This is a genomic window from Catellatospora sp. TT07R-123, assembly GCF_018327705.1.
GTDB lineage: Bacteria > Actinomycetota > Actinomycetes > Mycobacteriales > Micromonosporaceae > Catellatospora.
The window spans coordinates 3251318-3276036 of record NZ_BNEM01000002.1 but is presented as its reverse complement, the minus strand read 5'-3'; the positions used below and the strand labels follow the sequence as shown (position 1 = coordinate 3276036).

The following is a 24719-nucleotide window of genomic DNA, read 5'->3' as shown; positions in this document are numbered from 1 at the left end:
CTGGGCCGATGCGTGCTGAGCAGTGGGCGCTGGCCCAGGACTGGATCACGGTGGCGCTGGCCGAGCGCGGTGGGCCGGCCGTCGGCCCGGCCGTGGTGGACCGGGTACGCCCCTGGTCGACGACGGCGCGGGTGCCCGTCGCGGGCGGGCAGGTGTGGTTCAAGTACAACAACGCGGGCTCCCGCTACGAGGCGGCGCTGATGCGCCTGCTGGCCTCGGTGGCGCCGCACGACGTGCTGGTGCCGCTGGCCGTCGACCCCGAACGGGGCTGGATGCTGCTGCCCGACGGCGGTCCGACGCTGCGCGAGCTGACCGGCGACACGTTCGACCGCGGGCGCTGGGAGGACCTGCTGCGCCGGTACGCCGCCCTCCAGCGCGCCGTGGCCCCGCACGCCGCCGACCTGCTCGCCGCCGGGGTGCCCGACTTCCGCCCGCACACCGTGGCCGCGCAGTACGAGAAGCTGCTCGCCGATCCGTACGTGCTGGCCAATCTCGACGCGGAGAAGGTGGCCGGGCTGCACGGGTGGCTGCCCCGGATCGAGCGGCTGGGCGACCGGCTGGCCGCCTCGGGCATCGCGCCGAGCGTCCAGCACGACGACCTGCACGGCAACAACGTCTTCGCCGCCGCGGACGGCAGCCTGCGCTTCTTCGACTTCGGCGACGCGAGCGTGGCGCACCCGTTCGGGTCGATGCTGGTAGCGCTGCGGGTCGTGCACCGCGACGCCAAGGTCGAGCACCGGGACCCGCTGCTGTACGAGCTGCGCGACCACTACCTGTCCGCGTGGGCCGCCGACGGCCGCGACCTGCCGGAACTGCGCGAGATCTGCCAGGACGCCATCGTCGTCGCGAAGATCGGCAAAGCCCTGTCCTACCAGCGCTCCCTGGTCGACGCCACCCCCGAGGCCCTGGCCGAATACGGCGAGGGCATCTACGGCTGGCTGGAGGAGCTCCTCGGCCCCGACGTGCTCTGACCCCGGGCCCCGTCCGGAAGGGCCCGCGTGGCGCGGGTGGTGGGCGGTGGGTAGGTTCGGGGCGCGGAGTTCAGCAGCGCGGGTCGATGGGATGGTGCGCCGTGTCGAGTGGGTCGGCCGTGCTGTGGACGCTGCTCGCGCTGTCGGCGCTGGCCGTGATCGGTTTCCTGGCCATCGTGGTCAAGTTCATCGCCCGGGCCGCCGTCAGGTATTCGCGGCGCAGACCCGTTCAGGCGGCGGCGTTCTTCACCGTCCCGGGCGGGCTGGCCACCTTCACCGCCACCTTCTTCGACCTGGCGCTGGTGCCCGCGATGGTGATCGGTGTCGTCGCGGGCCTGGCGGTGTTCCTGCTGGTGGCGATGGAACTCGGCTGACCGGTGCCGGTCCGCGCTCGGGCCAGGACTGATGTTTTTGGACACAGTGGCCGGTCACCGGCGGTCGTGGGGCACAATGGCGCCATGGTTCGCTGGGAATACGCACGCTTCGAGTACCGCTCGGCGGGGTCGCTGGGCGGTGACCGGTTCATGGACTGGGACGCCTCGTTCCACCACGTGCGCGGCGTGGAGCGCTGGGGCACCGACGAGCGCTTCGACGACCTGCGCCACCTCAACCGGCTCGGCCGCGACGGCTGGCAGGTGTACGACCGGGGCGCGGTCTACCTCGCCTCCGACCCGCACCGGATGCACTCGGTGACGTACTCCCTGCGCCGCGCCATCAAGGTCGGTCCGCCGCCGGGCGCGGCGCAGGGCTGAGCCCGGCTCAGGCGGCGCGCCGCCCCAGGTACAGCAGCGTCTCGACCGACAGCGTGAGCTTCTCGGGCAGCCGCTGGAGCAGGGCGGCGAACAGCGCCTCGCGGGTGTCCTCCGGCAGCATCCGGTAGGTCGGCTGGGTGGACAGGTAGGACACGTAGTCGTCGGCCGACAGCGTGCGCTCCCACAGGTAGATCTTCTCGGCCAGGTCGCCGAACTCGGGCAGCGCGGCCAGGTCGGGGCCGGGCCAGTACTGCGACAGGTCGGTGCCGTCGGCCGGTTCCTCGTCGAGCATCGCGTGCGGCGCGTACGGCTCGTGCACCTGGCGGACCAGGGCGCGCAGGTCGTCGTCGGCGATGCGGTCGAAGTTCCAGAACAGCGCCAGCGCGCCGCCGGGGGCCAGCGCGGCGGCCGCGCGCGCCCAGCGCTGCGACGAGTCCGTCCACTGCCACGCCTGCGCGCAGTAGAGCAGGTCGAACGGGGCGTCCGGGGTGTAGCCCTCGAACAGCGCCGCCACGATCCGCACCGCGGACCGCTCGCCCAGCCGCTGCTCCAGCAGCGCCGCCATGGCCGGATCCGGCTCCACGGCGGTGATGTCCAGCCCGCGTACGGCGAACGCGGTGGTGGCCTTGCCCGTGCCCGCGCCCACCTCCAGCGCGCGGGTGCCCGGACCCGCGTAGGCCAGCACGTCGTCGACCAGAGCCGACGGGTAACCCGGCCGGATCCGGTCGAACTCCTCGGCGACTTCTCCGAACACCAGACCCTGGGGGCGCGCAGCACTCATGCGCCAGAGATTAGCGTCATCCGAATCCGTGCGGTATTCGGGGAAACCCGTACGGATCAGTCGTCCCCGGCGTCGAGGCGCCGCTGGAGCATGACCTCCAGCGGCATCGACTCGCCGTCCTTGCCGCCCGCCCCGATGACCAGCGGCGGATCGGTCGGGCGCACCTGCGCGCCGAGCAGCCGCGCCCGCAGCGAGGACGGGACGCCGAGGATGTAGTAGTTGCCGTCGACGTCCACGGCCAGGCCCTTGCCGCGGTGCACGTACCAGCCGCGCAGGGTGGTGCGGTAGCGGGCGCTCCCGTCGTACGCGAACGCGGTCAGTGCGGTCGGGCGCAGGCCGCGCTCGCGCGCCTGCGCGACGAACCGCTCGACCATCGCGCGGGCCTTGGCGGCCTCGGCCGCGCGGCGGCGCTCGTCGGCCGCGGCGTGCTGCGCCACGGCATGGTCACGCTGCTGCCGCCACTGCTCGTCCACGGCACGACAGTAGCGCGGGTGATCAGAGCATCGACACCGGCGGCCGCTGCGGCCGCCAGGGCTTCATCCAGGGCGTCTCCGGCCAGCCCTCGGCCGCCGCCATCAGCGGGAACGCGGTCGCGCCGTCGATGCTCTCGCGCACGATGTCGGCGTGACCGGCGTGCCGGGCCGTCTCCTCGATCAGGTGCAGCAGCACCCAGCACACCGACCAGGCGTCCACGTCGGCCGGGAACCACGGCACGCCCTTGGGCACCGGCACCGGGTCGTCCAGGTCCGGGATCAGCGCCACGGCGGCTGCCGTCGCGGTGGCGACCGCGTCGTAGCGCTCGATCACCCCGGCCAGGGTCTCGTCGTCGGCCAGTTGGAAGGTCGCCGCGTAGTCCTGCGGCACGCCCATGGCCGGTCGCTGGAGCAAGATGTCGATCCAGTGCGTCTCGGTCGCGGCGCAGTGCTTGATCAGCCCGCCGACGCTCAGCGGCCCGGCGGTGGCGGCCAGCCGGGCCTGGTCGTCGGTGAGGCCGTACGCGGCGAGCTTGAGCACCTGCCGCTGGTGGGCGAGGAAGGCCAGCAGGCCTTCGCGCTCGTCGGCGACGGGCGGCACGAGTCCGGGCATGGTCGACATCTCCCTGTTCAGGTTGATTAATGCTAATCCACCTGCCCGGCTGCCCAGGTGCCCCATGCCGGGGCTCAACCCCAGGCCTGGACGATCGCGACGAACCAGTCCCCGGTGAAGCCCACCGGCTCGATCGACACCGTGACCTGGTCCTCGGCGGCGATCGACGGGAAGTCGTTCGGCCCGCCGACGTAATAGCTGAGGGTGCGCTGGTCGTAGTCCCACCAGTTCATGTCCTGCACGGGCACGCCGTTGACGCTGATCCGCAGCACGCCGGGCGTCTGCGCGCGGCCGATGATCTGCAAGCCGCCGGTCCATTGCAGCTTGACCGGCCGGTTCGTGCCCTGGTCCAGCACGACCGCGTGCGGCGGGGCGTCAGTGGGATCGCGCACCAGCGGTTCCAGCACCGGGGGAGGCGAGGGCAGCGGGTACTGGTCGAACGGGACCGGCTCGCCGATGCCGACCTCCATCTTCCCCAGCCGGTCCAGCGTGGTCTGGGCCTCGCCCCTTTCGAGTTGGACGGTCACCTCGACCGGTCTGCCCGGCCGCAGACCCAGGGCTGCGAGGTTGAGCCGGTCTGTGGTGTAGCCGCCGGTCGCGGACCCGGAGGCGCACCTGACCCGCAGCACCTTGGCGCCGTTGACCCTTGCGATCATGATCAGGGTGTCCGGTCCGGCCGCCTGGTTGCAGGCGCCGTAGACGATGGCCGGATCGACCGCCGAGGGCGTCCAGGTGAAACGCATGGTGTTACCCAGGGCGTACGGCTGGGAGGCCTGTGCCACGACGTGGTTGCCGTCGACGTACACCGCCCCGTCCAGGTCGAGCCCGGCCGAGCAGGAGACGGCGGGGTCGGGCAGGCTGTGCCGCCGTACCCCCGGAACCAGCAGCAGGCCCAGCACCACCGCGACCACCAGGGCCGCCGTCGCGGCGGCCGCCAGGCGGCCGTTGCGGCGCTGCCGGACGCGCGCGCGGACCCCCGCCAGCCGCTCGTTGCCGACCGGGGCGTCGTCGACCGGCACCGGCAGCAGCGTCGGGTCCAGCCGCAGCCGGGCCAGGCCCTTGGCGGCGTGGCTCTTCACCGCGCCCGCCGAGATGCCCAGCGCCCACGCGATGTCAGCCTCGCTCATGTCCTCGAAGTAGCGCAGCACCAGCACCGTCCGCTGCTGCCGCGACAGCCGCCCCAGCGCCTGCCACACCCCGTCGCGCTCGGCCACCCGGTCCTGCGGCGCGCCGCCGACGGTCTCGGGCAGCACCTCGGTCGGCTGCTCACCGTGCCAGCGGCGGCGCCACCACGAGTTGTAGGTGTTGGCCAGGACCGCGCGCACGTACGGCTCCGGGTCGCCATCGATGCGCCGCCACGCCGACCAGGACCGGGCCAGCGCGGTCTGGAGCAGGTCCTCGGCCAGCGCGTGATCCCTGGTCAGCGCGTACGCCGTGCGCAGCAGCACGTGCGACCGCACCCGCACGAACTCCTCGAACCCCGAGTCAGCCATTCCCCGCCCCGTCTCCTGTCGGTTGGACAGGATGACGTACCGGGTCGGGGCCCGGCCAGGTTGCCCCTACGGCGAAGAAATCTCGGTGCGCGAAGATGGCCGGGTGGAGATGTGGAACAACCCGTCGTGCTCGAAGTGCGCCACCGCGCGGGAGACGTTCGAGCTGGCCGGGGTGCCGGTGCGGCTGCGGTCGTACCTGACGCGGCCGCCGACCGCCGACGAGTTCGCCGAGGTGCTGGACCGCCTCGGCGCCCAGCCGTGGGACGTGTGCCGCCTGGGCGAGCCGGTCGCCGCCGAACTGGGCCTGGCGGACTGGGACCGCGACCCGGCGAGCCGCCGGCGCTGGATCGACGCCATGGCCGCGCACCCGCAGCTCATCCAGCGTCCGATCATCCTGCTCGACGACGGCGGCGCGGTCGTGGGCCGCAGCCCCGAGGCGCTGCGGTCGGCGGTCGAGCGGGCAGGGGAGAGCTCGGGGCAGAGCTAGGCGGGCTGGCGCTCCGGGTCGGCCGCGGCGCGGCGGGCGCTGCGCTGGTCGGCCCAGCGCATCGCCTCGTCGGCGACCAGCGCCTCCACGTTCTCGACCAGGGCGGCGTCGGGCTTGTCGCCGTCGTATGGCGCGCGGCCCGCGCTCCACAGCACGGCCTCCCGCTGCAACGCGACCAGGGTGCCGCTGCTGCGGATCCAGTTCTCACCCGGCCGCAGCAGCTGGCGCAGCCCGGCCAGGACCGCGACCAGCGCGCCGAGCACCGCGGTCACCGCCGCGGGTGCGCCCAGGGCGGCCGCGGCGGGGATGCCCGCGGCGAGCACGACCGTCGTGGCCTCCAGGGTGTGGTTGCCGCGGCGCTGCTTGCGCACCTGGCGCTCATACCAGGACAGGCGCTCGGTGACGCTCAGCGGCAGCGTGCCGCCGCCGGGGCTGGTCAGCCGCTGCCACCAGTGCGTGCCCGCCGTGCCGTCCGCCACCGCCGGTCCTCCCGTCCCAGGAATTCCCGATGATGGTGGCACGGCATACGGCCGGGCACCAGTCCATACCCGACAGGTCAGCTGTTCTTGTTGCGGCGGCCGAGAGCGTATGCACCGAAACCGAATCCGATGAGTACGAGCACGCAAAGGCAGCAGGCCGGGCCGCCCTCGATCCGCAGGAATGCGTCTTGAGTGGCCAATGACGCGGCCTGAGCCGCTGTTCCCCCGAGCATCATCATGGCGCTCAAGGTAAGGCGGCTGTCAACCAGCGATCAGCAGTCCGGCTGGGGGGTGGGTTGCGGCCCTCCGCACGAGAGCGCCATAATTCTGTACATGACTACCACGCTGCCGCTCGCCGATGTCAGAGACCGCCTCTCGCCACTGGTCACCTCGGTCGAGACGACCCACGAGCGTGTTGTGATCACGAAGAACGGCAGGCCCGCTGCTGTGCTCATCTCGTACGAGGATCTTGAATCGCTCCAGGAGACGCTGGAGATCCTCTCCGAACCCGGGATCGTCGAGGAGATCAGGGATGCGCTGACCGATTCGGAGCGGTTCAGCATGGATGACATCCGTCGTGACCTCGAAGCACGCAGTGCGCGAGCCGGTGAGACGGAGTGACGTATCGCGTCGAGTTCACTGCCGCCGCGCGGCGTGACATCGCAAAGCTGCCTGAGCGGATTGCGTGGGCGGTGCTGGAGTTCTGCGCCGGGCCGCTGGCTGAGAACCCGCAGCGGGTGGGGAAACCGCTGATCGCGGAGCTGACTGGCCTTCATTCCGCCCGGCGGGGAGAATATCGGATCATCTATGCCATACACGATGAACTAGTGCTGGTAGAGGTCGCCAACGTGCAACGCCGGTCGACCGTCTACCGCACTCGATGAATCCCCGCCGCCTCCGGGACCGCAGGTGGCCCTGGACGCGGCGGGCATCTGTTACGCCTGCTCTTCCAGATCGATGCTGATCGAGTTGATGCAGTAGCGGGCGTTCTTGGCGGTGAAGCCCTCGCCGTCGAAGCGGTGGCCGAGGTGGGAGTCGCAGTTGGCGCAGCGCACCTCCACGCGCACCATGCCGTGCGAGCGGTCCTCTATATAGCGGATCGTGCCCGGGATGGCCTCGTCGAAGGACGGCCAGCCGCAGTGGCTGTCGAACTTGGTGACGCTCTCGAACAGCTTCACGCCGCAGGCGCGGCAGCGGTACGTGCCCGGGGTCTTGGTCTCGACGTACTTGCCGGTCCAGGGCGCCTCCGTGCCGGCCTGGCGCAGCACCCGGAACTCCTCCGGATTGAGCCGGACGCGCCACTCGTCCTCGGTCAGGTGGCTGATGTTCTGCTCCATACCCGCACAGTACGCGGTAGGTTCGTGCCATGCCCAAGGCGGAAGCGCTCGAGTACGAGGTCGGTAATCGATCGGTAAGACTCAGCAGCCCGGACAAGATCTACTTCCCCGGACCCGGCTACACCAAGCGGGACGTGTTCGAGTACTACCTGGCCGTCTCCGAGCCGATGCTGCGGTACATGCGCGAGCGCCCCACCGCCCTCCAGCGCTTCCCCGAGGGCATCGACGGCGAGATGTTCTACCAGAAGCGCGTGCCCACCCGGGGCGTGCCCGACTGGATCACCACCGCCGAGATCAAGTTCCCGTCCGGGCGCAAGGCCGACGAGCTGTGCCCGAGGGAGCCCGGCGCGCTGCTGTGGGCCGCCCAGATGGGCACGATCGTGTTCCACCCCTGGCCGGTGCGGGCGCCCGAGACCGAGCAGCCGGACGAGCTGCGCATCGACCTCGACCCGCAGCCGGGCACCGACTTCACCGACGCCGTACACGTGGCGGGGCTGGCCCGGGAGGTGCTCGCCGATGCGGGGCTGACCGGCTTCCCGAAGACCTCCGGCGGTCGGGGGGTGCACGTCTACGTGCGGATCGAGCCGCGGTGGTCGTTCATCGACGTGCGGCACGCCGTGATCGCGTTCGCGCGGGAGCTGGAGCGGCGCGACCCCGACCGGATCACCACGGCGTGGTGGAAGGAGGAACGGGGGGAGAAGGTGTTCATCGACTTCAACCAGATGGCGCGGGACCGGACCATCGCGGCGCCGTACTCGTTGCGGGCCAACCCCCGGGCGACGGTGAGCACGCCGGTGAGCTGGGACGAGTTGAAGTCGGTCGAGCCGGACGACTTCGATCTGCGTACGGTGCCGGTGCGGCTGGCGCAGGTGGGGGATCTGTACGCCGAGCTGGACGGGGTCGCGCATGACCTGTCGGTGCTGCTGGAGTGGTGGGAGCGGGACGAGCGGGATCGCGGGCTCGGCGAGATGCCGTACCCGCCGGACTACCCGAAGATGCCGGGCGAACCGATGCGCGTCCAGCCCAGCCGTGCGCGCGACACGGGGGAGTGAGGAGTTCCGGCACCTGACTGCCTGTGTGGCCGTTCGCCGTTTCAGGCTGGCCAGAACTTGGGCGGGCTGGTCGCGGGATCGGTCATCTTGAGGCGTGCACGGCTCGTCGGGTCGACGCCCTGCAGGTAGACCAGCTGCTGCGATGGCGCGTCCGCGAGTTCGGCCAGCGCCACCGGTAGACCGGCGCACACCGTGCCGATCGCGACGCCCAGCCCCACCAGTCCGGCATGCCGCTGCGAGTATTCGATGCGGTGGATGCCCGACGCCGCGATCGCCGCCACCTCGTTGGCCCGCTGCATCTGCTTGGCGTCGGTGGTGAGGACCGCGTCGTAGCCCTCCTGGGCCGCCCGCTTGTACAGCTCCACGTCGGGGGTGCCGGACCAGGCAGCTTCCTCGCTCACGTGGCGCAGGTCGTGGGTGAAGAGGAACGAGCGCAGCGCGTTGGTCAGCGGCATGGCGACGTTCTCGTCGAGCAGGATCTTCAAGCCGCGGCCCGCCGCAGGTAGCTGTCGGCGTAGTTCGCGAAATCGACGGCGTCCTCGGCGGCGGCCGCGCTGACGCCCGGGTAGATGGAGGCGACCTGCTGCGGCTCGACGCCGTCGCGCACGAGGCTGGCGACCTGGAGGGCGGGCACGCGAGTGCCCGTGATCACGGGTTCGCCGCCGCGTACGGCAGGGCTGACACTGAGGTGACGGCGCGGCTGGAACAGCGCGGGCACATGACGTCCGTCGTAGTAGTACGGGCCGAGGACCTCGACCATCTGATGGATGACGATGTTGCCGCGGCTGCGGACGAGGTCGACCGCTTCGTCGTGGGTCACCAGGTAGATCGTCTCGCCGTCGGAGACCAGCGTGTAACGCGAGAGGTGGTCGCGCTCGCCGAGATCGCCGCGCAGCGTCATCAGGGCGCGCCGGATCTTCTGGAGCGAGGAGGCGCGGCGCAGGGTGATGCACATGCGCAGCGCGACGATGTCGCGAAACGAGTACAGGATGGGCCGGTTCGGGGACAGCTCGGGGAGCAGGATCGCGCCGTCGCCGTCGGTGCCTTTCCGCCAGTGCGCGAGCTGAGCCATCGTCGCCCCGGACAGAGCTGCTGCCAGCTTCGGTTCGTACGACATTCACACCTCCTCACCTCGTCCGTGCCGCTGGCGGGTCGCTTCGGCCATCCTGTCACCACGCGGGCGTCGCCGAGGGGCACCAGCCGGGGCGATCAGCCTCGTCACCCGTTCGCGATACGCATACAACAGTCGAAATACCTGCACCCCGCACTGTACGACTTAGTCAACCTGGTGTCCAGCGGAGATGGTTGATGACTGACTGGTGCTGTCATCACGAGCCCGAGGATGAAGAAGGGCACCTTCGCCCTCGCGATGCGAGCCGACGAAGGTGCCCTTCCTTACCTCGCTACTGGGCGGGGCAGACCGTGCCGGCGGCGGGGACCTTGAGGTCGATCAGGTAGCGGTTCACCGCGCTGGTGATGCACCGGGTCTCCGGATACGCCGTGTGCCCCTCGCCGTCCCAGGTGAGGACGACGCCGGTGCCGAGCATGTCGGCGAGCTTCTGGGTCTGCTCGTACGGCGTGGCCGGGTCGCCCTTCGTGCCCACGACCAGGATCGGCGGGGCGCCCTTGGCCTGCCCGGTCGGGAACGGGTCACGCGGCCCCGGCCAGACCGCGCAGGTCAGCATGCCGACGGCCAGCGGTGCCCCGAACATCGGGTACTTGGGCCGCCACTCCTCCTGGTACTTGCGGATCTGCTCGACGGGGACCGGCTTGGCCTCGTCGGCGCAGTTGACGGCCGCGTTGGCGTCGAACAGGTTGGTGTAGACGCCGTTGGCGTCGCGGTCGGCGTACGAGTCGGCCAGCGCCATGATCGGTCCGGCCTTGCCCTGCTGGAGGTCGCCGATCGCCTGCCCCAGGTCGGGCCAGCGCGCCTTGGTGTACAGCGCCGACACGACGCCCCAGAAGATCCAGCCCGGGGTGGCGTACCGGCCGTCGCTGTTGCCGACGGGCTTGGTGCGCGCCTCCTCCATCAGCTTCATGACGACCTCGCGCGCGTTGCCGTCGATCGGGCAGCGGCTGTGGTTGTCGTCGCACCAGGTGGTGAAGTTGTCGAAGGCCCGCTCGAAGCCCATCGCCTGGCTCTGCGCCGAGGCGGTCGAGTCGAGGGTCGGGTCGACGGCGCCGTCGAGCACCATGGCCCGGATCCTGTCGGGGAACAGCTGGGCGTAGACGGCGCCGAGCAGGGTGCCGTACGAGTAGCCCAGGTAGTTGACCTTGTCCTCGCCCAGATCCTGGCGGATCTTGTCCATGTCGCGGGCGGCCTGCTCGGTGGAGAACTTGTTCAGGCGGTCGCCGAGCTTGGCCTTGCAGCCGTCGACCATCCGCTTGGTGAGGTCGACGTTGGCGTCGAACTCGGCCTGCGTACGCGGGTCGGGGTCGGCGCCGAACGTGGCGTCGAGGTCGGCGTCGGTGTAGCAGTCCACCGGATCGGAGCGGCCCACGCCCCGCGGGTCGAAGCCGACGATGTCGAACCGGCGCGTGACCTCGGCGGGCAGGCCCCGGGTCAGGTACGACGCCAGGTCGATGCCGGAGGCGCCCGGCCCGCCCGGGTTGACCATGAGCGACCCGATGCGGTCGCGCTGGTCGGTGGCGCGGGCGCGCATCACCGCGATGTCGAAGGTGTTGCCGTCGTCGGGCTTGTTCCAGTCCTGCGGCACCTTCACCGTGCGGCATTCGAAGGTGTATCCGGAAGGGGCCTTGCCGAGCAGCTCGGCGGGCACCTCCGGGCAAAGCCGCCAGCCCGGCTCCGGGCTGCGGGCGGCTTGCGGGCGGCCTCCGAAGTCCGGCAGCGGCAGCACACACCCGGTCAGGGTGGTGGCGGCGGCCAGCAACGCGACGGACAGCCGCACCACGCGGTGATCGATCCTGAGACGCACGAGCGTGTTCACTCCCCCCAGTGGGTTCGCCCGAGCCTACGGGGTAGCCAGTACCTCGTCGACGTTGAGGCTGATAGGACGGTCGAGCTGGTCGTAGCGGCAGGACTCCGGTTCGCGGTCGGGCCGCCAGCGCTGGAACTGGGCGGTGTGCCGGAACCGGTCGCCCTCCATCGCGTCGTACCCGACCTCGACGACGAGCCCGGGACGCAGCGGTTCGAACGAGAGGTCCTTGGTGCCGCTCCAGCGGCTCGGCGCACCGGGCACCCGCTGGCCCTCGCCCGCGACGGCCCACGGATGCTCGTCCGGGTTGCGGTAGGGCTCCAGCTCGTCGAGCAGCTCCTTGCGGCGCGCGGCCGTGAACGACGAGCTGACCCCGACGTGGTGCAGGGTGCCGTGGTCGTCGTACAGGCCGAGCAGCAGCGAGCCGACGATCGGCCCGGACGTGTGGTAGCGGAACCCGGCGACGACGACGTCGGCGGTACGCGAGTGCTTGAACTTGAACATCAGCCGCTTGCCCGGGGCGTACGGCATGTCGGCGGGCTTGGCGATCAGCCCGTCGAGCCCGGCGCCCTCGAACGCGGTGAACCACTCGCGGGCGGTGCCGGTGTCGGTCGTGACCGGCGTCAGGTGCACCGGCGGGGTCACGCCGCTGAGCACCTGCTCCAGCAGGGCCCGGCGGGCGGCGTACGGCTCGTCCATGAGCAGGCGGTCGTCCAGCGCCAGCAGGTCGAACGCGATCACGTCGGCGGGCGTCTCGACGGCCAGCTTCTTCACCCGGGACGCGGCCGGGTGGATGCGCTGCCCGAGCAGGTCGAAGTTCAGCCGGGGGAGCTGCCCTTCCTCGCGCCGGATCACCACGATCTCGCAGTCGATCACCGACCGTTGCGGGAACTGCTTCCTGACCAGCTCGACAACCTCGGGGAAATACCTGGTCAGCGACTTTCCGCCCCGGCTGGCGAGCTCGACCTCGTCACCGTCGCGGAACACGATGCACCGGTAGCCGTCCCACTTCGGCTCGAACGTCATACCCGGTTCGTCTGGCAGCTTCGACACCGGCTTGGCCAGCATCGGCTCCAGCGGGGGGAGTACGGGCAAATCCATACCCCCAGTCAACCAGCAAACCCCCCACCCCGTGCGCAACCACCCGTATTCCCAGCTCCCTCCCCGCCACCTCCCCGCCCCCTCCCAGGTTGATCATGAACCTGAAGCCGTGTTCGACGGTGTGTCCCCACCCTGGCGCCGTGATCACCTTTCCGGGTCGGGGGGCGGGTCGTCGTGGACGGGGAGGCGGATGGTGACGGCGGTGCCGTGGCCCAGCTCGCTGGTCAGGGAGATGTCGCCCTGGTGGTCGAGGACGATCTGGCGGGTGATGGCCAGGCCGAGGCCGCTGCCGCCGCTGCTGCGGCTGCGGGCGCGGTCGGCGCGCCAGAACCGGTCGAAGACGTGCGCCCGGTCGGCGGCCGCGATGCCGCTGCCCCGGTCGGTGACCGTCAGCAGCGCGTCCGGCCCGGACCGGGCGGCCGCGAGGGTGACCACCGATCCCGCCGCCGAGTGCCGGACCGCGTTGGTGACGAGGTTGCCGAGGGCCTGGCGCAGGCGGTACGCGTCGGCGTGTACGAACACCGCCGGCTCGGCGGCCACCACCTCCAGCTCGACGGCGGCCGCCGACGCCGACGGCTGATGCGCCGTCCGGCAGCTCTCCAGCAGCTCCCGGAGGTCGACCGTCGACCAGTGGTACTGCAACCGGCCGGCCTCGGCCAGCGCCAGGGTCTGCAGGTCGTCGACGATCCGCTGCTGGAGCAGCACCTCCTCGTGCAGCGAGTGGAACAGGGCCGCGTCGGCCGTCACCAGCCCGTCCTCCAGCGCCTCCAGATAGGCGCGCAGGTTGGCCAGCGGCGTACGCAGCTCGTGCGCCACATCCGCGATCATGCGGCGTTGCTGCTCCTCGCTGCGTTGCAGCGAGTCGGCCATGTGGTTGAAGTCCAGCGCCAGCTGCGCCAGCTCGCCGCCGCCCTCGACGGCGACGCGCCGGTCCAGCTCGCCCCGGCCGAAGCGGCGCGCGGCCAGCGTCAGCTCGCGGATCGGGCGCAGCACCTGCCGGCTCAGCAGCAGCGTGCCCAGGATGATCGGCACGGCGACCACGCTCACCGCCAGCGCGACCGGTGTCGCGGAGATCGTCGTCGCGTCGAGGGCGATCGCGAGCTGCAACGGCGCGGGACCCACGCCGCTGATCCGGGTGAGGTACGCCTCCTGGAGGCACGCCTGCACGGCGATGGGGCCGGACCCGTCGGTACGCGGCGTGCTCTTGTCGCCGGGGCGCGCGGCCTCGGCCGACGGGTCGCACCGCGCCACCTCGGTCTGGTCGAGGGCGAGCACCTGCGGCCTGCTGACCAGGCCCTCCCGGCAGTCCGCGACGGCGACGGACGGGGCGTCGTAGTAGGAGAAGGTCGGCACGCCGCGCTGCACGGAGACGGCGACCGGGTCGACGCCGGTGCGGGTCAGGCAGGCGGCGAAGCGGATCTCCTGCCGGTAGCGCTCGACGGCGTCCAGCACGATCAGGCCGCCCTTGCCCCACTCCGCATCGGTCAGCTCCAACTGCGGCCGGGGGTCGACCGGGGCGGTCAGTTCCGCCACGGGGATGACCGGCTGGCCGAGCAGCAGCGCCGTGTCGACGAGGCCGACCCGGGTCGCCTGCGTCTCCAGGCGGATGCGCCTGCCGGTCTGCTGGGCGAGCTGCTTGGCCAGGTCCGCGACCCGTTCCCAGGTGCCGTGGTCGCGGCCGTACTTGGTGATCCGGTCGGCGATCTCGCGCAGGGTCTGCTGCTGCGTCTGGGTCGAGGCGGCCACCTCGTACTCGGCGAAGCGCAGCGTGAGGTAGGTGCTGACGCCCATGGCCACGAGCGCGACCAGGGCGACGAGGATGAAGACCCGGAGCTTGAAGGTCACGCGGGCGCCTGCGGCATCCGGTAGCCGCGGCCGTAGACCGTCTGCACGTATCGCGGTTCGGCCGGATCCTGTTCGAGCTTGCGGCGTAGGTTCATCACGTGCACGTCGACGGTGCGTTCCAGCACGTCCTGGTCGAAGCCGAAGGCGCGGTCGATGATCTGCGCGCGGGTGAACGCGCGGCCCGGCTCGGCGGCGAGCACCTCCAGGATGCCGAACTCCTTGGCGGTCAGCACGACGGGGCGCCCGTCCACCCGCACCTCGAAGCGGGCCGCGTCGACGACCAGGTCGCCGACGACCAGGGGCGCCCTGGCCTCGGTGGCGAGCACCCCGGTGCGGCGCAGCAGCGCGCGGATGCGCGCGACGAGCTGGCGCGGACTGTACGGCTTGGTGATGTAGTCGTCGGCGCCGACGTCGAGCCCGAGCAGGATGTCGTTCTCGGTGCTGCGGGCGGTGAGCAGGATGATCGGCACGTCCGACTCGGCGCGCAGGATGTGGCACACGTCCAGCCCGTCGACCAGCGGCATCATCACGTCCAGCACGACGAGGTCGGGGCGGCGCGCCCGGCACTGGTCGAGCGCGGCGCGGCCGTCGGCCACGGACAGCACGCTGTGGCCCTCGTGCTCCAGGTACATGCGGATGACGTTGGCCTGTTTGGGATCGTCCTCCGCGACCAGGATCCGAGCCGTCACGCCCCACCTCCCCATAGGTCTGCGGGCATTGTGCCCACCCGGCTGTGAAGGACCTGTTAAGGCCTGAGCCGGTGTCGCCGCACGGAGACTATCGACATCGGTCACACATCAGATCTTGATAACCCCTTAACAGGTTGCCCCCTACCTTCCGCTCGATTGCCTGCAACGGGAGGAGGGCACAGGATGTGCGGCTTCGTGGTCTTCATCAGCGCCTTGGGCCAGGGCGACGCGTGCGACGCGGTATCGGCGGGACTGGACCTGATCCGGCACCGGGGCCCCGACGACATGGTCGTCACGGTCCCGCAGCCCGGCGTGACCATGGGATTCCAGCGGCTGGCCATCATCGACGTCGGCGGCAGCCGCCAGCCGCTGACCCACGAGCAGCGCTGGGACCTGTGCTTCAACGGCGAGGTCTACAACTACCGCGAGCTGCGGGAGGAACTGGCCCGCGAGCACGGCGCCGTGTTCGCCACCGCCGGTGACGCCGAGGTGCTCGCGGCGGCGTTCCACCACTGGGGTCCGCAGGCCGTACGGCGGCTGCGCGGGATGTTCGCGTACGTCCTGTGGGACCGCCGGGAACGCCGCCTGCACGCCGGAAGGGACCCGTTCGGCATCAAGCCGCTGCACTACGCGCTGACCCCCGACGGACTGTGGCTGGCCAGCGAACGCAAGTCGCTGGCGGGCGGCGGCGGCACCCTGGACCCCGACGCGCTGGCCCACTACGTGTCGATGCAGTACGTGCCTGAGCCGTACACGATGAGTGCCGACGTGCGCCGGCTGCCCGCCGGATGCTCGCTCACCTATGAGCCGGGCGGTCAGGTCCAGGTGCACCGGCACTTCCAGCCCGCCTTCACTGCGAGCCCCGCCGCCGATGAGAAGGCGCTGGCGGCGCAGCTCGGCGAGGCGCTGCGCGACAGCGTACGGGCGCACCTGGTCGCCGACGTGCCCGTCGGGGCATTCCTGTCCGGCGGCGTCGACTCCAGCGCCGTCGTCGCGCTCGCCGCCGAGGCCAAGCCGGATCTCCAGGTCTTCTCGGCCGGCTTCGACATCGACGGCTACTCCGAACTGGAACTGGCCCGCGACACCGCCTGGGGGCTCGGGCTGCGGTTCACCCCCACCGTCGTCACCGCCGCCGACGTGCTGCGCGAGCTGCCCCGCATCGTCTGGCACCTGGACGACCCGCTGGCCGACCCGTCCCTGATCCCGCTGTACTTCCTGGCCCGCACCGCGTCCGAGCAGGTGCGGGTGGTGCTGTCCGGCGAGGGCGCCGACGAGCTGTTCGGCGGGTACGAGATCTACCGCGAGCCGTTCGCCACCGCACCGGTGCAGCGGCTGCCCCGCCCCGTCCAGGGCGCGCTGCGCCGCGTCTCCGACGCGATGCCCGAGGGCGTACGCGGCAAGAGCTACCTGGCCCGCGCGACCACCCCGCTGGAACGCCGCTACTACGGCAACGCCCGGATGTTCGACGCCGAGCAGAAGGCGCTGCTGCTGCGCGGCCGGGCGGCGGCACCCCGCACCGACGTGACCGACGAGGTGTACGCCCGCAGCGCGCAGCTCGACCCGGTCAGCCGGATGCAGCTGATCGACCTGCACACCTGGCTGCCCGGCGACATCCTCACCAAGGCCGACCGCATGTCCATGGCGCACTCGCTGGAGCTGCGCGTCCCGTTCCTGGACCGCCGCGTGTACGAGGTCGCCGCCCGCATCCCGGCCTCCCTGCGCGTCTCACCCGACAGCCCGCAGACGAAGAAGCTGCTCCGGGCCGCCGTGGCCGGTCTGCTGCCCGCCTCGGTCGCCCAGCGGCGCAAGGTCGGCTTCGCCACCCCCGCCCGGGTATGGCTGCGCGGCGAGATCGGCGACTGGGCCCACGAGCTGCTGTCCACCTCCGCCGCCGACGAGCACCTCGACCTGTCGTACGCCCGCACGCTCCTCACCGCCCACCAGCGCGGCGAGGCCGACAACTCCCGCAAGGTCTGGACCGTCCTGATGTTCTGCCTCTGGCACGCCACCTTCATCGAACAGTCCACCCCCACCCCCCTCTCCTCCCACCCCACCCCCCTCACCCGTCGATCATGAACCTATGGCACGGCTCGACGGCGCGTCGGCGGCACAGCTTCCTGATCACCGCCGACGGTTAGTCGGGGGGCTGGTCAGAAGGTGCGGAAGGTGCGGAGGGGGTGGCGGGGGCCGTATTTGGGGGCGGTGATGCCGGATAGTTCGATTAGGTGGCAGACGCGGCCGCGGTGGCCGGTGAAGGGGGCCAGGAGTTCCAGCATGCGGGTGTCGGTGCCGCGGGGTTCGCCGGCCAGGGCGTAGCAGACGAAGTTGGGCAGGTGGAAGTCGCCGACGCTGACCGCGTCGGGGTCGCCGTGCACCACCGCGGCCGCCTCGGCCGCCGTCCACGGCCCGATGCCCCGGATCGCGAGCAGCCGCGCGGTCAGCGATGCGCTGTCGGGGCACGCCTCCAGGCGCGCGGCCTGCGCGGCGACCCGCCGCAGCGTGTCGGCCCGCTTCTGCTCCAGCCCCAGCGGATGGAACTCCCAGTACGGCGCCGCCGCGATCACCTCCGGGTCGGGCGGCAGGTAGAGGCGCTCCACCGGACCCGGTGCGGCGGTGCTGAAGTGGCGCACGATCGCCGCGTACGCACGGTAGGCCTCGGTGCCGGTGACCTTCTGCTCGCATACGGCGCGCAGCAGGCGGGAGAAGGCGAGGCCGGTGGCGGGCAGGCGCACTCCGGCGAAGTCGCGGGCCAGGCGGGCGACCAGCGGGTGCGCCTGAGCGAGGGTGCGGAAGCCGGTGAGGTCGTCGCGCAGCCCGGCGATGGCGTCGGCGCGGTCGAGCAGCCAGGCGGCGCCCGGCCCGTACCCGGTGGCGGCCAGCCTGCCGTCCGCCTTGCGCAGGCCGAGCGTGCCGGGTCCGTCCGGGGTGCGCGCGGCCAGCCAGTAGACGCCGTCGACCCAGCGGCTGCACGGGTCGTGGCGGCCGAGGCTGAGCTGCGCGAGCGTGCCGGCGATGTCATACCGCTCCGGCAGCTCCCACTCCCTGCTCACCCCCACGAATCTGCCACCTTCCGCCGCCCTCCCGCCCGTCGGGGTGGTGCAGTTTCGGAGAAAGTGCGGGAATCTTGGTCCGGATTCGTGCACTTTCCCAGAAACTGCACGAATCCGCGGCGCGGCGTCAGGCGGCGGGGGTGGTGCGCTGGGCGGCGATGACCAGGTGGCGGTGCAGGAGCTTGCCGTCGCCGAGCAGGTGGCGCAGCTTGCGCTCCAGACCCGCGATGGGTACGAGGTTCTGCGGCGCCCGCGGATCCTTGTACGGCAGCGACGCGTACCGCGGGATCGTGGCCGTCGACAGGTCGGCCAGCTCCACGGCCTCGTAGTCGGGCACCTCCGCCGAGCACTCCACCCGCACGATGCCCGCCCACGGCGAGCCGCCCGCGTGCGGCAGGCGCAGATACCAGGTCAGGCGCTCGTAGACGCCCGTGATCCGGAAGACGGGGGTGCGCTGCGCCGGGCGCAGGGCCGCGACCACGCTGATCAGCCGGTCCGGCAGGTACTGCTTCTGCTGGGTCTTGATGTAGCCCAGCGTGCGCGGCAGCGCGTCGCGGCTGCGCAGCGGCCCGTCGACGATGAGCAGGTCGCCGTCGGTGCGCAGCTGGCGCGACACCGCGATCTCCAGCTCGGTCAGCGCCCGCTGCACACCGTTGGACAGGTCGCCCTCGTCCGCGCCGATGATGGACTCGGCCCGGTAGCGCGCGGCCTGGCCGCAGTCCACATCAGAGGCCCGCTCGGCGGCGGTGAACAGGGTCCGCTCGACCTTCACGCCGGTGACGCTGGCCCCGGCGCGCTCGCAGCGCACCACGCCCGCCGCGTACGAGCAGGCCAGGCCGGGGCGGGTCACGCCGTCGGCGTCCTCGATCCACAGCCGGGCGTCGGTGCGGCGCACGCCGTCGACGAGCAGCACGGTCTCGGGGGCGGCCACGCCGGGCGGGGTGTCCAGGGGACGCCACGCCCCCGCCGGGAGCTCGATCTCGGCGTCGAGCTTGGCGGAGCTGGTCTCGGCCGGGCCGCGTTCGGCGGCGTCGAGGCTGGTGCCGAACCCCGGATCCCAGGCGTCCACATGGAACTTCATGACAGTCTGTGTACCAGAATCCGGCTAACCCAGCCTTTCCACACGGGCTGTTCGCGCATCCTTCGTGATCTCGAAACGTACCGGAATGCGTTCTGCCAGGGCCTGCACGTGCGTCACCACCCCTACCATCCGGTCGCCGCCGGCGGCCAGGTTCTCCAGAGTCGCGGCCACGGTGTCCAGGGTGGACGCGTCGAGGGTGCCGAAGCCCTCGTCGAGCATGATGGACTCCAGGCTCGCCGTCGGCGACAGGCCGCCGAGCTGGTCGGCCAGCGCCAGTGCCAGCGCCAGCGACGCCTGGAACGTCTCCCCGCCCGACAGCGTCCGCACCGTACGCCGCAGTCCCGCGTCGTGGTGGTCCACCACGAAGAACTCGCGGTCGTCGTGGATCAGGTCGTACTGCCCGGCGGACAGCTCGCGCAGGATCGCCGACGCGCCGTCGACCAGCGCGTCCAGCGCCTCCTGGAGCAGCCACGCCTCGAAGTTGTTGGCCCGCAGGTGCTGGGCCAGCGCCGTGGCCACCTGCCGGTCGGCCTCGACCGCGGCCCGCTGCGCGCGCAGCGCCTCGGCCTGGGCGCGCCGTTCCAGCAGCACGTCGTGGCCGCTGACGGCCCGCTCGACCGCCACGGCGGCGTCGCGCTGGTGCGCACCGGGGCGGGGTACGGGGAGCCCGGCCGCGGTGAACAGCTCGTCGAGCGCGGCCAGCGCCGCGGCGGCCCGCTGCCGGGCGGCGTCCAGCCGGACCCGCTCGCCGTCGCGCTCGGCCTGCGCGGCGGCCGCCTGCTCGCGGGCCCAGCCCGCCAGGGCGGACCAGGCCGCGGCCAGGTCGTCGCGGTCGGCCGGGGGCGGGGTCAGCGCGGCGACCGTGTCGCGTACGCCGTCGAAGTGCCGCCAGGCCGCGGCCAGCCGCTCGGTCGCCTGCTGCGACCGGGCCGCCGCCGCCCGCTGGACCTCGCGGGCCTCGCGCAGCCGCCCGCGCGCCTCGGTGAACTCGGCGCGCAGCCCCTCGACCGAGGCCAGGTCGGCGCGCAGCGTCGGGACCGGCGCCGCGCCCTCCAGCATCCGGGCGACCTCGCCCGCGCGCCGGGCCAGTTCCTCGCGGCGGACCGTGGCCTGGTCCAGGCGCTTGGCCGCCTCCAGCACCCGGCGGTCGAGCTCGGCCCGGCCGGTGCGGGCGTTGGCCAGGGCCTGCTCGGCCTCGGCGACGACCTTCTTCGCCGCGTTCATCGCGGGCTGGTCGGGCATGGCCGGGACCTTGGCCACCGGCTGCGTGCACACCGGGCAGTCGTGCCCGGCGACCAGGTCGCGGCGCAGCCAGGCGGCCCGGTCGGAGGTCTGCGCCACCAGCATCGCCTGCTGGGCGCGGTCGAGGCCGTGCTGCGCGGACTGCTCGCGTTCGGTCGCGGTCCGCTGGGCGGCCAGCGCCGACTCGTGCACCTCGCGGGCCTGCAACGCGACCGCGTCCAGCTCGGCGAGCTTGGCCGCCAGCTGCCCCGACTGGACGTGCGCCTCCAGCAGGCCCCGCAGGACGGTCGGGTCGGGTGCGTCGTCGAGCTGCGTACGCAGCTTGTCCTCGGCCTCCTCGGCGGTGCCCGCGACCACGGCCGCGTCCGCGGCGGCGGTGGACGCCTGCTTCGCCGCCCCGGCCAGCGTCGCCGCCTCGGCGGGGGCGACCACGGCGGTGAGCACCGTCAACCGGCGCTCGGCCAGCGTCGTGGCCTCGGCGACCAGGTCGACGTCGCGCTGGGCCTGGGCCAGCGTGGGCAGGGCCGCCTCGACGTCGGCGGACAGCTTGCGGGCGGCGTCCACCCGCTGCTCGGCGGCGGCCAGGGCCTCGTCGGAGGAGGCGGCGGTCAGCTCGGCCAGCACCGGCTCGGTCGCGGCCAGCTTGCCGGTGGCCTCGGTGACCAGGGCGGCTGCGCGCTCGCGGACCTTGTCGTACACGTCCAGGCCCAGCAGGCGGACCAGGATCTCCTGGCGCTCGGCCGGGCGGGCGTGCAGGAACGCGGCGAACTCGCCCTGCGGCAGCACCACGCACTTGATGAACTGGTCGTAGGGCAGGCCCACCACGTCGGCCACGGCGTGGTCCAGCTCGGCCGGGGTCCCGGCCAGCGCCTCGCCCAGCTCGTCGAGCAGGTCGTCGCCGTCCAGGCTGGACGCGTCGAAGCCCGGCGACAGGGCCTGGAGCCCGGCCGCGCGGGTGGCGACCCGGCCCTTGCCGTCCCGGCGGACCACGCGGGTGGCCGCGTACCGGGTGCCGGCCGCCTCGAAGATCAGCCGGACCGCCGCCTCGGACGCCGACGGGGCCAGCGCGTGCGCGACGCTCTTGCCGCCGCCCCAGCGCGGGGCGGTGCCGTAGAGCGCGAAGCAGATCGCGTCCAGCAGGGTCGACTTGCCCGAACCGGTCGGGCCGACCAGGGCGAAGAAGTCGCAGTCGGTCAGGTCGACCGTGGTCGGCTCCCGGAACACCGTGAAGCCGCGCAGGTCCAGCCGCAGCGGGCGCACTAGCCGCTCACCTCCGTGTACAGCCGCTCGAACAGCGAGCGGGTCGCCTCGTCGGCGTGGCCGCGGTGCTTCAGGTAGTCGCCGAACAGCTCCGGGGCGCTGCGGCCGGTGTGCCGGGGACGGGCGTTGCGGGCCGCCGCGTCGGGCAGCATCGACGGGTCGACCCGGATCTCCAGCGCGCGGGGGAACAGCTCCTGCACCTGCTCGCGCAGGCCGGCGCGGGGCGGCTCGGCCACGTACACCCGCAGCCAGGGTTCGTCGTCGAGCTGCTCGGCCATGACCGCGAGGTCGGCGAGCGTGCCGCGCAGCGTACGCAGCGGGACCGCGTCGGCCAGCGGCACCACCCGCGCCTTGGCGGCCGTCTGCGCGGTGACCTCGACGATCGTCACGCTCGGCCGGTTCTCCTCCTCGCCGAAGTCGACGGCGATCGGCGAGCCGCTGTAGCGGACCGGGCACGGGCCGGGCAGCAGCTGCGCCCGGTGCAGGTGGCCCAGCGCCACGTAGTGCGCGTTGGCCGGGAACACCGTCGCGGGCACCGAGTAGCCGAGGATGCAGTGGGCGTCGCGCTCGCCGCCGCCCATGGTGCCGCCGGTGACGGTCAGGTGGGCGGTGACCAGGTTGACCGTGTCCGGCTCGGTGAACGCCTCGGTCGCCAGCCGCCCCAGCAGCCGCGCCAGGTGATCGGCGTACGTCGCCTGCGCCTCGGCCTCGGTCAGCGAGAACATCTCCAGCGCGCGGATCGCGTACCGCTGGGACAGGAAGGGCAGGGCCACGCAGCGCCACTTCTCGCCGCCGGGCGTGGTGCCGGAGACGACGTGGTCGGCGGGGTGCTCGCTGATCCGGCCGCGCAGGATGATCCCGGCCGCGTCGGCCCAGGAGCGCAGCGCGTCCAGGGCGGCGCCGTTGTCGTGGTTGCCCGCGATGGCGAGCACCTCGGCGCCGGTGGCGCGCAGCGCGCTCAGCGCCCGGGTCACCACCTTCGTCGCCTCCGGCGACGGCGCGGCCACGTCGAACAGGTCGCCGGCGACGATGATCAGGTCGGGGCGTTCGGCCTGGGCGACCTGGACCACCGCGTACAGCGCGGTGATCTGCTCGGACACGCGCGAGCGCCCCTTGAGCACCTTGCCGACATGCCAGTCGGAGGTGTGCAGGATCTTCACAGGCGGCCCTCTCAGAAGGGGATCTCGTCGTCGGACAGGCCGTTGCGGGCGCCGGAGCCGACCACCGCGAACGGGTCGGTGGCGCTGACCAGGCTGGCCAGGGTCGCCCGGGGCGCCGGACCGGCCTCGCTGGGCCGGGTCGCCCAGGCCGGGAACGGGAATTCCACCGCCAGCGGCACCGGGATCTCTGGCTGGCCGACGAACATGGTGCCGGGCTTGGCCAGCAGCACCCGCTGGCGCTGCGCCGGGGGCAGGAAGCCGTATTCCGGGCGCCCGGCCTCGGCCGGGTCGAGGCGGCCGACCACGCGGATCGCCGAGTTGCCGACGATGCGCCGCTCCACCTCCGAGGCGGTCTGCTGGGCGCCGATCAGCACCACGCCCAGCGAGCGGCCGCGCTCGGCGATGTCGAGCAGCACGTCCTTGATCGGACTGGAGCCGTCGCGGGGGGCGTACTTGTTGAGCTCGTCGAGCACCACGAACAGCAGCGGCTTGGCCGTGCCCGCCTTCTCCTTGCGCTCGAACTCGGTCTTGAGGGTGACACCGACCACGAACCGCTGCGCCCGGTCCGGCAGGTTGTGCAGGTCGACCACGGTGACCTGGGCGCTCTCGGCGGTGGAGATGCTGTGCGCGCGGCGCTCGGGCAGGTCGCCCCGGATCAGGCGGGCCAGGTCGCGCTTGCTGTTGATCAGGCGCCGGGCGAACGCGTTGATCGTGCCGACGCCGACCGAGCTGCCCGCCCAGTGACCCCGGGTGTCCTCGTCGTTGAGCTGCTCCACCAGGTGGTCGACCAGCTGCTCGTAGCTGGACAGGCGCTTGCCGTCGAGCGTGATGCCGCCGTCGGCGGGCACCGCGTGCTTGGCCAGCTGCGCGGTCACCGAGTGGACCACCATCGTGTACTGCTGCCGCTCGTCGTCGGCGTCGGCGAACACGTACGGCAGCAGCCGGTCGGTGCAGAACTGGTCCAGCGTCCAGTAGAACGGGTCGACGCCGGTGAGGCGGCTGGCCACGTCCGGGCTGCCCGTGGGGTCCCCGGCCCGCGCCGGGGCGAACACGCTGACCTGCGGGAACGGCGCCGCCTCCAGCCCCAGCCGGTGGTACGCCGCGCGCGTCTTCTCGTCCAGGCGGGTGTTCGGGTGGTCGAGGAACAGCAGGTCCTCGCCCTTCACGTTGAAGATCAGCGCCTTGGTGTTGACCGCGTCGCCGCCGAACACCCCGGACCGGAACACCGAGTACAGCAGGAAGGTGGCGAAGCTCGTCTTGGTGGCGACGCCCGAGATGCCGGAGATGGACACGTGTGCGCCCCGGCTGCCGTCGAGGAAGTCGGCGTTGAGGTAGACCGGCGCCCCGTCGCGGCCGGTGCCGATCGGCAGGCGGCGCTGCATCCGGTCGAACGACAGCGCCCCGTCGCGCGCCGCGCCCTCGGCGCGGTAGGCCACGGAGCCGGGCAGCGGTGGCACGTACACCTCGGGGTCGACGCGGGTCACCGTGACCTCGGCCGCCTCCTGCACCTGGGCGGGGAGCATGCCGTCGGCGATGGCGAACACGTCGGAGTCGAAGCTCGCGCCCTCGTGGCGGGCGCGCACGCTCGTCACCACCCCGGCGATGGTGACCATGCCCTGGTCCGGCAGCGGCCGCTGGGTCACCACCACATCGTCGAGCTGGAGGTATGACCCGTCGGCGACCGCGACCCAGAAGGTCAGCGGGCTCGCGTCCTCGGTACCCAGCACCCGTCCGACGGGTGTGCCCGGCTGCTGTCCACTCACCCGCACGACCATAGCGGGCACCGGTGACAAAGCCAGCCTCGAAGCCCCGCCGCAGTGACCAGTACCGCGAAACTGTCGCCCCTCCGACGCAACCTCCAGGTTGCGGGGCCGGGCGTGCTCCGCCGCCATGATCGGTGTCTGCGGTCAGAAGATA

Annotated in this window: 26 protein-coding genes; 8 read left to right on the top strand and 18 right to left on the bottom strand. The window is 72.3% G+C overall.

Annotated features, from left to right (window positions below; genetic code table 11):
• The first annotated feature begins 8 nt into the window (after positions 1-8).
• The 3 genes from Cs7R123_RS34330 (at position 9) to Cs7R123_RS34320 (ending at position 1723) form a co-directional block, all read left to right on the top strand.
• Entirely contained in the window at positions 9-971 is a 963-nt protein-coding gene (locus Cs7R123_RS34330; protein WP_212832784.1) for a phosphotransferase family protein, read from the top strand.
• 101 nt (positions 972-1072) lie between these two features.
• The gene (locus Cs7R123_RS34325; protein WP_212832782.1) at positions 1073-1345 is read left to right on the top strand and encodes a hypothetical protein; all 273 of its coding nucleotides are present in this window, start codon (positions 1073-1075) and stop codon (positions 1343-1345) included.
• Between the two features lie 84 nt (positions 1346-1429).
• Positions 1430-1723 carry a hypothetical protein gene (locus Cs7R123_RS34320; RefSeq protein ID WP_212832780.1) on the top strand — a complete coding sequence of 98 codons (294 nt, stop codon included), beginning with the start codon at positions 1430-1432 and terminating at the stop codon, positions 1721-1723.
• Between the two features lie 7 nt (positions 1724-1730).
• Here the strand turns inward: Cs7R123_RS34320 and Cs7R123_RS34315 are convergent, their stop codons facing one another.
• The 4 genes from Cs7R123_RS34315 to Cs7R123_RS34300 all read right to left on the bottom strand — a co-directional run bounded on the left by Cs7R123_RS34315 (position 1731) and on the right by Cs7R123_RS34300 (position 5083).
• On the bottom strand, positions 1731-2504 hold the full coding sequence (locus Cs7R123_RS34315) for a trans-aconitate 2-methyltransferase (protein ID WP_212832779.1): 774 nt from the start codon (positions 2502-2504) through the stop codon (positions 1731-1733).
• Positions 2505-2560: 56 nt separating this feature from the next.
• A complete protein-coding gene (locus Cs7R123_RS34310) occupies positions 2561-2977 on the bottom strand; it encodes a hypothetical protein (RefSeq protein ID WP_212832778.1) in 417 nt (138 codons plus the stop codon).
• A gap of 22 nt (positions 2978-2999) precedes the next feature.
• Positions 3000-3590 carry a DinB family protein gene (locus tag Cs7R123_RS34305; RefSeq protein WP_212832777.1) on the bottom strand — a complete coding sequence of 197 codons (591 nt, stop codon included), beginning with the start codon at positions 3588-3590 and terminating at the stop codon, positions 3000-3002.
• Positions 3591-3664: 74 nt separating this feature from the next.
• Positions 3665-5083 (bottom strand): SigE family RNA polymerase sigma factor, encoded by a 1419-nt coding sequence (locus Cs7R123_RS34300; RefSeq protein WP_212832776.1) that lies wholly within the window; start codon positions 5081-5083, stop codon positions 3665-3667.
• Between the two features lie 85 nt (positions 5084-5168).
• Between Cs7R123_RS34300 and Cs7R123_RS34295 the strand changes: the two genes are divergently transcribed.
• Positions 5169-5570, top strand: a complete 402-nt coding sequence (locus tag Cs7R123_RS34295; RefSeq protein WP_244872323.1) for an ArsC/Spx/MgsR family protein — start codon at positions 5169-5171, stop codon at positions 5568-5570.
• Here the strand turns inward: Cs7R123_RS34295 and Cs7R123_RS34290 are convergent.
• Both Cs7R123_RS34290 and Cs7R123_RS34285 read right to left on the bottom strand, forming a co-directional pair.
• Entirely contained in the window at positions 5567-6049 is a 483-nt protein-coding gene (locus Cs7R123_RS34290; protein WP_212832774.1) for a DUF4231 domain-containing protein, read from the bottom strand. The genes Cs7R123_RS34295 and Cs7R123_RS34290 overlap by 4 nt on opposite strands.
• A gap of 77 nt (positions 6050-6126) precedes the next feature.
• The gene (locus Cs7R123_RS34285) at positions 6127-6288 is read right to left on the bottom strand and encodes a hypothetical protein (RefSeq protein ID WP_212832772.1); all 162 of its coding nucleotides are present in this window, start codon (positions 6286-6288) and stop codon (positions 6127-6129) included.
• 94 nt (positions 6289-6382) lie between these two features.
• Here Cs7R123_RS34285 and Cs7R123_RS34280 point away from each other — a divergent pair, with 94 nt between their 5' ends.
• Positions 6383-6670 (top strand): type II toxin-antitoxin system Phd/YefM family antitoxin, encoded by a 288-nt coding sequence (locus Cs7R123_RS34280; protein WP_212832770.1) that lies wholly within the window; start codon positions 6383-6385, stop codon positions 6668-6670.
• Complete coding sequence (locus Cs7R123_RS34275) at positions 6667-6933, top strand: type II toxin-antitoxin system RelE/ParE family toxin (protein WP_244872322.1); 267 nt, start codon at positions 6667-6669, stop codon at positions 6931-6933. The genes Cs7R123_RS34280 and Cs7R123_RS34275 overlap by 4 nt, the downstream gene beginning before the upstream one ends.
• A 51-nt stretch (positions 6934-6984) precedes the next feature.
• Here Cs7R123_RS34275 and msrB read toward each other — a convergent pair whose 3' ends face one another.
• A complete protein-coding gene (msrB, locus tag Cs7R123_RS34270; protein WP_212832768.1) occupies positions 6985-7386 on the bottom strand; it encodes a peptide-methionine (R)-S-oxide reductase MsrB in 402 nt (133 codons plus the stop codon).
• 29 nt (positions 7387-7415) lie between these two features.
• Here msrB and ligD point away from each other — a divergent pair, with 29 nt between their 5' ends.
• The gene (ligD, locus tag Cs7R123_RS34265) at positions 7416-8438 is read left to right on the top strand and encodes a non-homologous end-joining DNA ligase (RefSeq protein ID WP_212832766.1); all 1023 of its coding nucleotides are present in this window, start codon (positions 7416-7418) and stop codon (positions 8436-8438) included.
• 41 nt (positions 8439-8479) lie between these two features.
• Here ligD and Cs7R123_RS34260 read toward each other — a convergent pair whose 3' ends face one another.
• From Cs7R123_RS34260 to Cs7R123_RS34235, 6 genes are all read right to left on the bottom strand, one after another.
• Positions 8480-8923 carry a DUF5615 family PIN-like protein gene (locus Cs7R123_RS34260; protein WP_212832764.1) on the bottom strand — a complete coding sequence of 148 codons (444 nt, stop codon included), beginning with the start codon at positions 8921-8923 and terminating at the stop codon, positions 8480-8482.
• Positions 8920-9555: a DUF433 domain-containing protein gene (locus Cs7R123_RS34255; RefSeq protein WP_212832762.1), complete on the bottom strand. Its 636-nt coding sequence runs from the start codon at positions 9553-9555 to the stop codon at positions 8920-8922. The genes Cs7R123_RS34260 and Cs7R123_RS34255 overlap by 4 nt, the downstream gene beginning before the upstream one ends.
• Before the next feature lie 286 nt (positions 9556-9841).
• Complete coding sequence (locus tag Cs7R123_RS34250) at positions 9842-11374, bottom strand: alpha/beta hydrolase (RefSeq protein WP_374707055.1); 1533 nt, start codon at positions 11372-11374, stop codon at positions 9842-9844.
• Positions 11375-11410: 36 nt separating this feature from the next.
• Positions 11411-12475, bottom strand: coding sequence for an ATP-dependent DNA ligase (locus Cs7R123_RS34245; protein ID WP_212832760.1), 1065 nt, complete (start codon positions 12473-12475; stop codon positions 11411-11413).
• Positions 12476-12619: 144 nt separating this feature from the next.
• Positions 12620-14320, bottom strand: a complete 1701-nt coding sequence (locus Cs7R123_RS34240) for a cell wall metabolism sensor histidine kinase WalK (RefSeq protein ID WP_212832758.1) — start codon at positions 14318-14320, stop codon at positions 12620-12622.
• Positions 14317-15024, bottom strand: a complete 708-nt coding sequence (locus Cs7R123_RS34235; protein ID WP_212832757.1) for a response regulator transcription factor — start codon at positions 15022-15024, stop codon at positions 14317-14319. Before Cs7R123_RS34235 ends, Cs7R123_RS34240 begins: the two co-directional genes overlap by 4 nt.
• A gap of 168 nt (positions 15025-15192) precedes the next feature.
• On the opposite strand from Cs7R123_RS34235, the gene asnB reads away from it, so the two are divergent.
• On the top strand, positions 15193-17085 hold the full coding sequence (gene asnB, locus Cs7R123_RS34230; RefSeq protein ID WP_212832756.1) for an asparagine synthase (glutamine-hydrolyzing): 1893 nt from the start codon (positions 15193-15195) through the stop codon (positions 17083-17085).
• A 74-nt stretch (positions 17086-17159) separates the two neighbouring features.
• Here the strand turns inward: asnB and Cs7R123_RS34225 are convergent, their stop codons facing one another.
• From Cs7R123_RS34225 to Cs7R123_RS34205, 5 genes are all read right to left on the bottom strand, one after another.
• Positions 17160-18065, bottom strand: a complete 906-nt coding sequence (locus Cs7R123_RS34225; RefSeq protein WP_212832755.1) for a DNA-3-methyladenine glycosylase — start codon at positions 18063-18065, stop codon at positions 17160-17162.
• Between the two features lie 121 nt (positions 18066-18186).
• Positions 18187-19140 carry a hypothetical protein gene (locus Cs7R123_RS34220; RefSeq protein WP_212832754.1) on the bottom strand — a complete coding sequence of 318 codons (954 nt, stop codon included), beginning with the start codon at positions 19138-19140 and terminating at the stop codon, positions 18187-18189.
• A 24-nt stretch (positions 19141-19164) separates the two neighbouring features.
• Positions 19165-21642 (bottom strand): AAA family ATPase, encoded by a 2478-nt coding sequence (locus Cs7R123_RS34215; RefSeq protein WP_212832753.1) that lies wholly within the window; start codon positions 21640-21642, stop codon positions 19165-19167.
• A complete protein-coding gene (locus tag Cs7R123_RS34210) occupies positions 21642-22802 on the bottom strand; it encodes an exonuclease SbcCD subunit D (RefSeq protein WP_212832752.1) in 1161 nt (386 codons plus the stop codon). Before Cs7R123_RS34210 ends, Cs7R123_RS34215 begins: the two co-directional genes overlap by 1 nt.
• 11 nt (positions 22803-22813) lie before the next feature.
• Entirely contained in the window at positions 22814-24565 is a 1752-nt protein-coding gene (locus tag Cs7R123_RS34205) for an ATP-binding protein (protein ID WP_374707054.1), read from the bottom strand.
• Positions 24566-24719 lie beyond the last annotated feature (154 nt).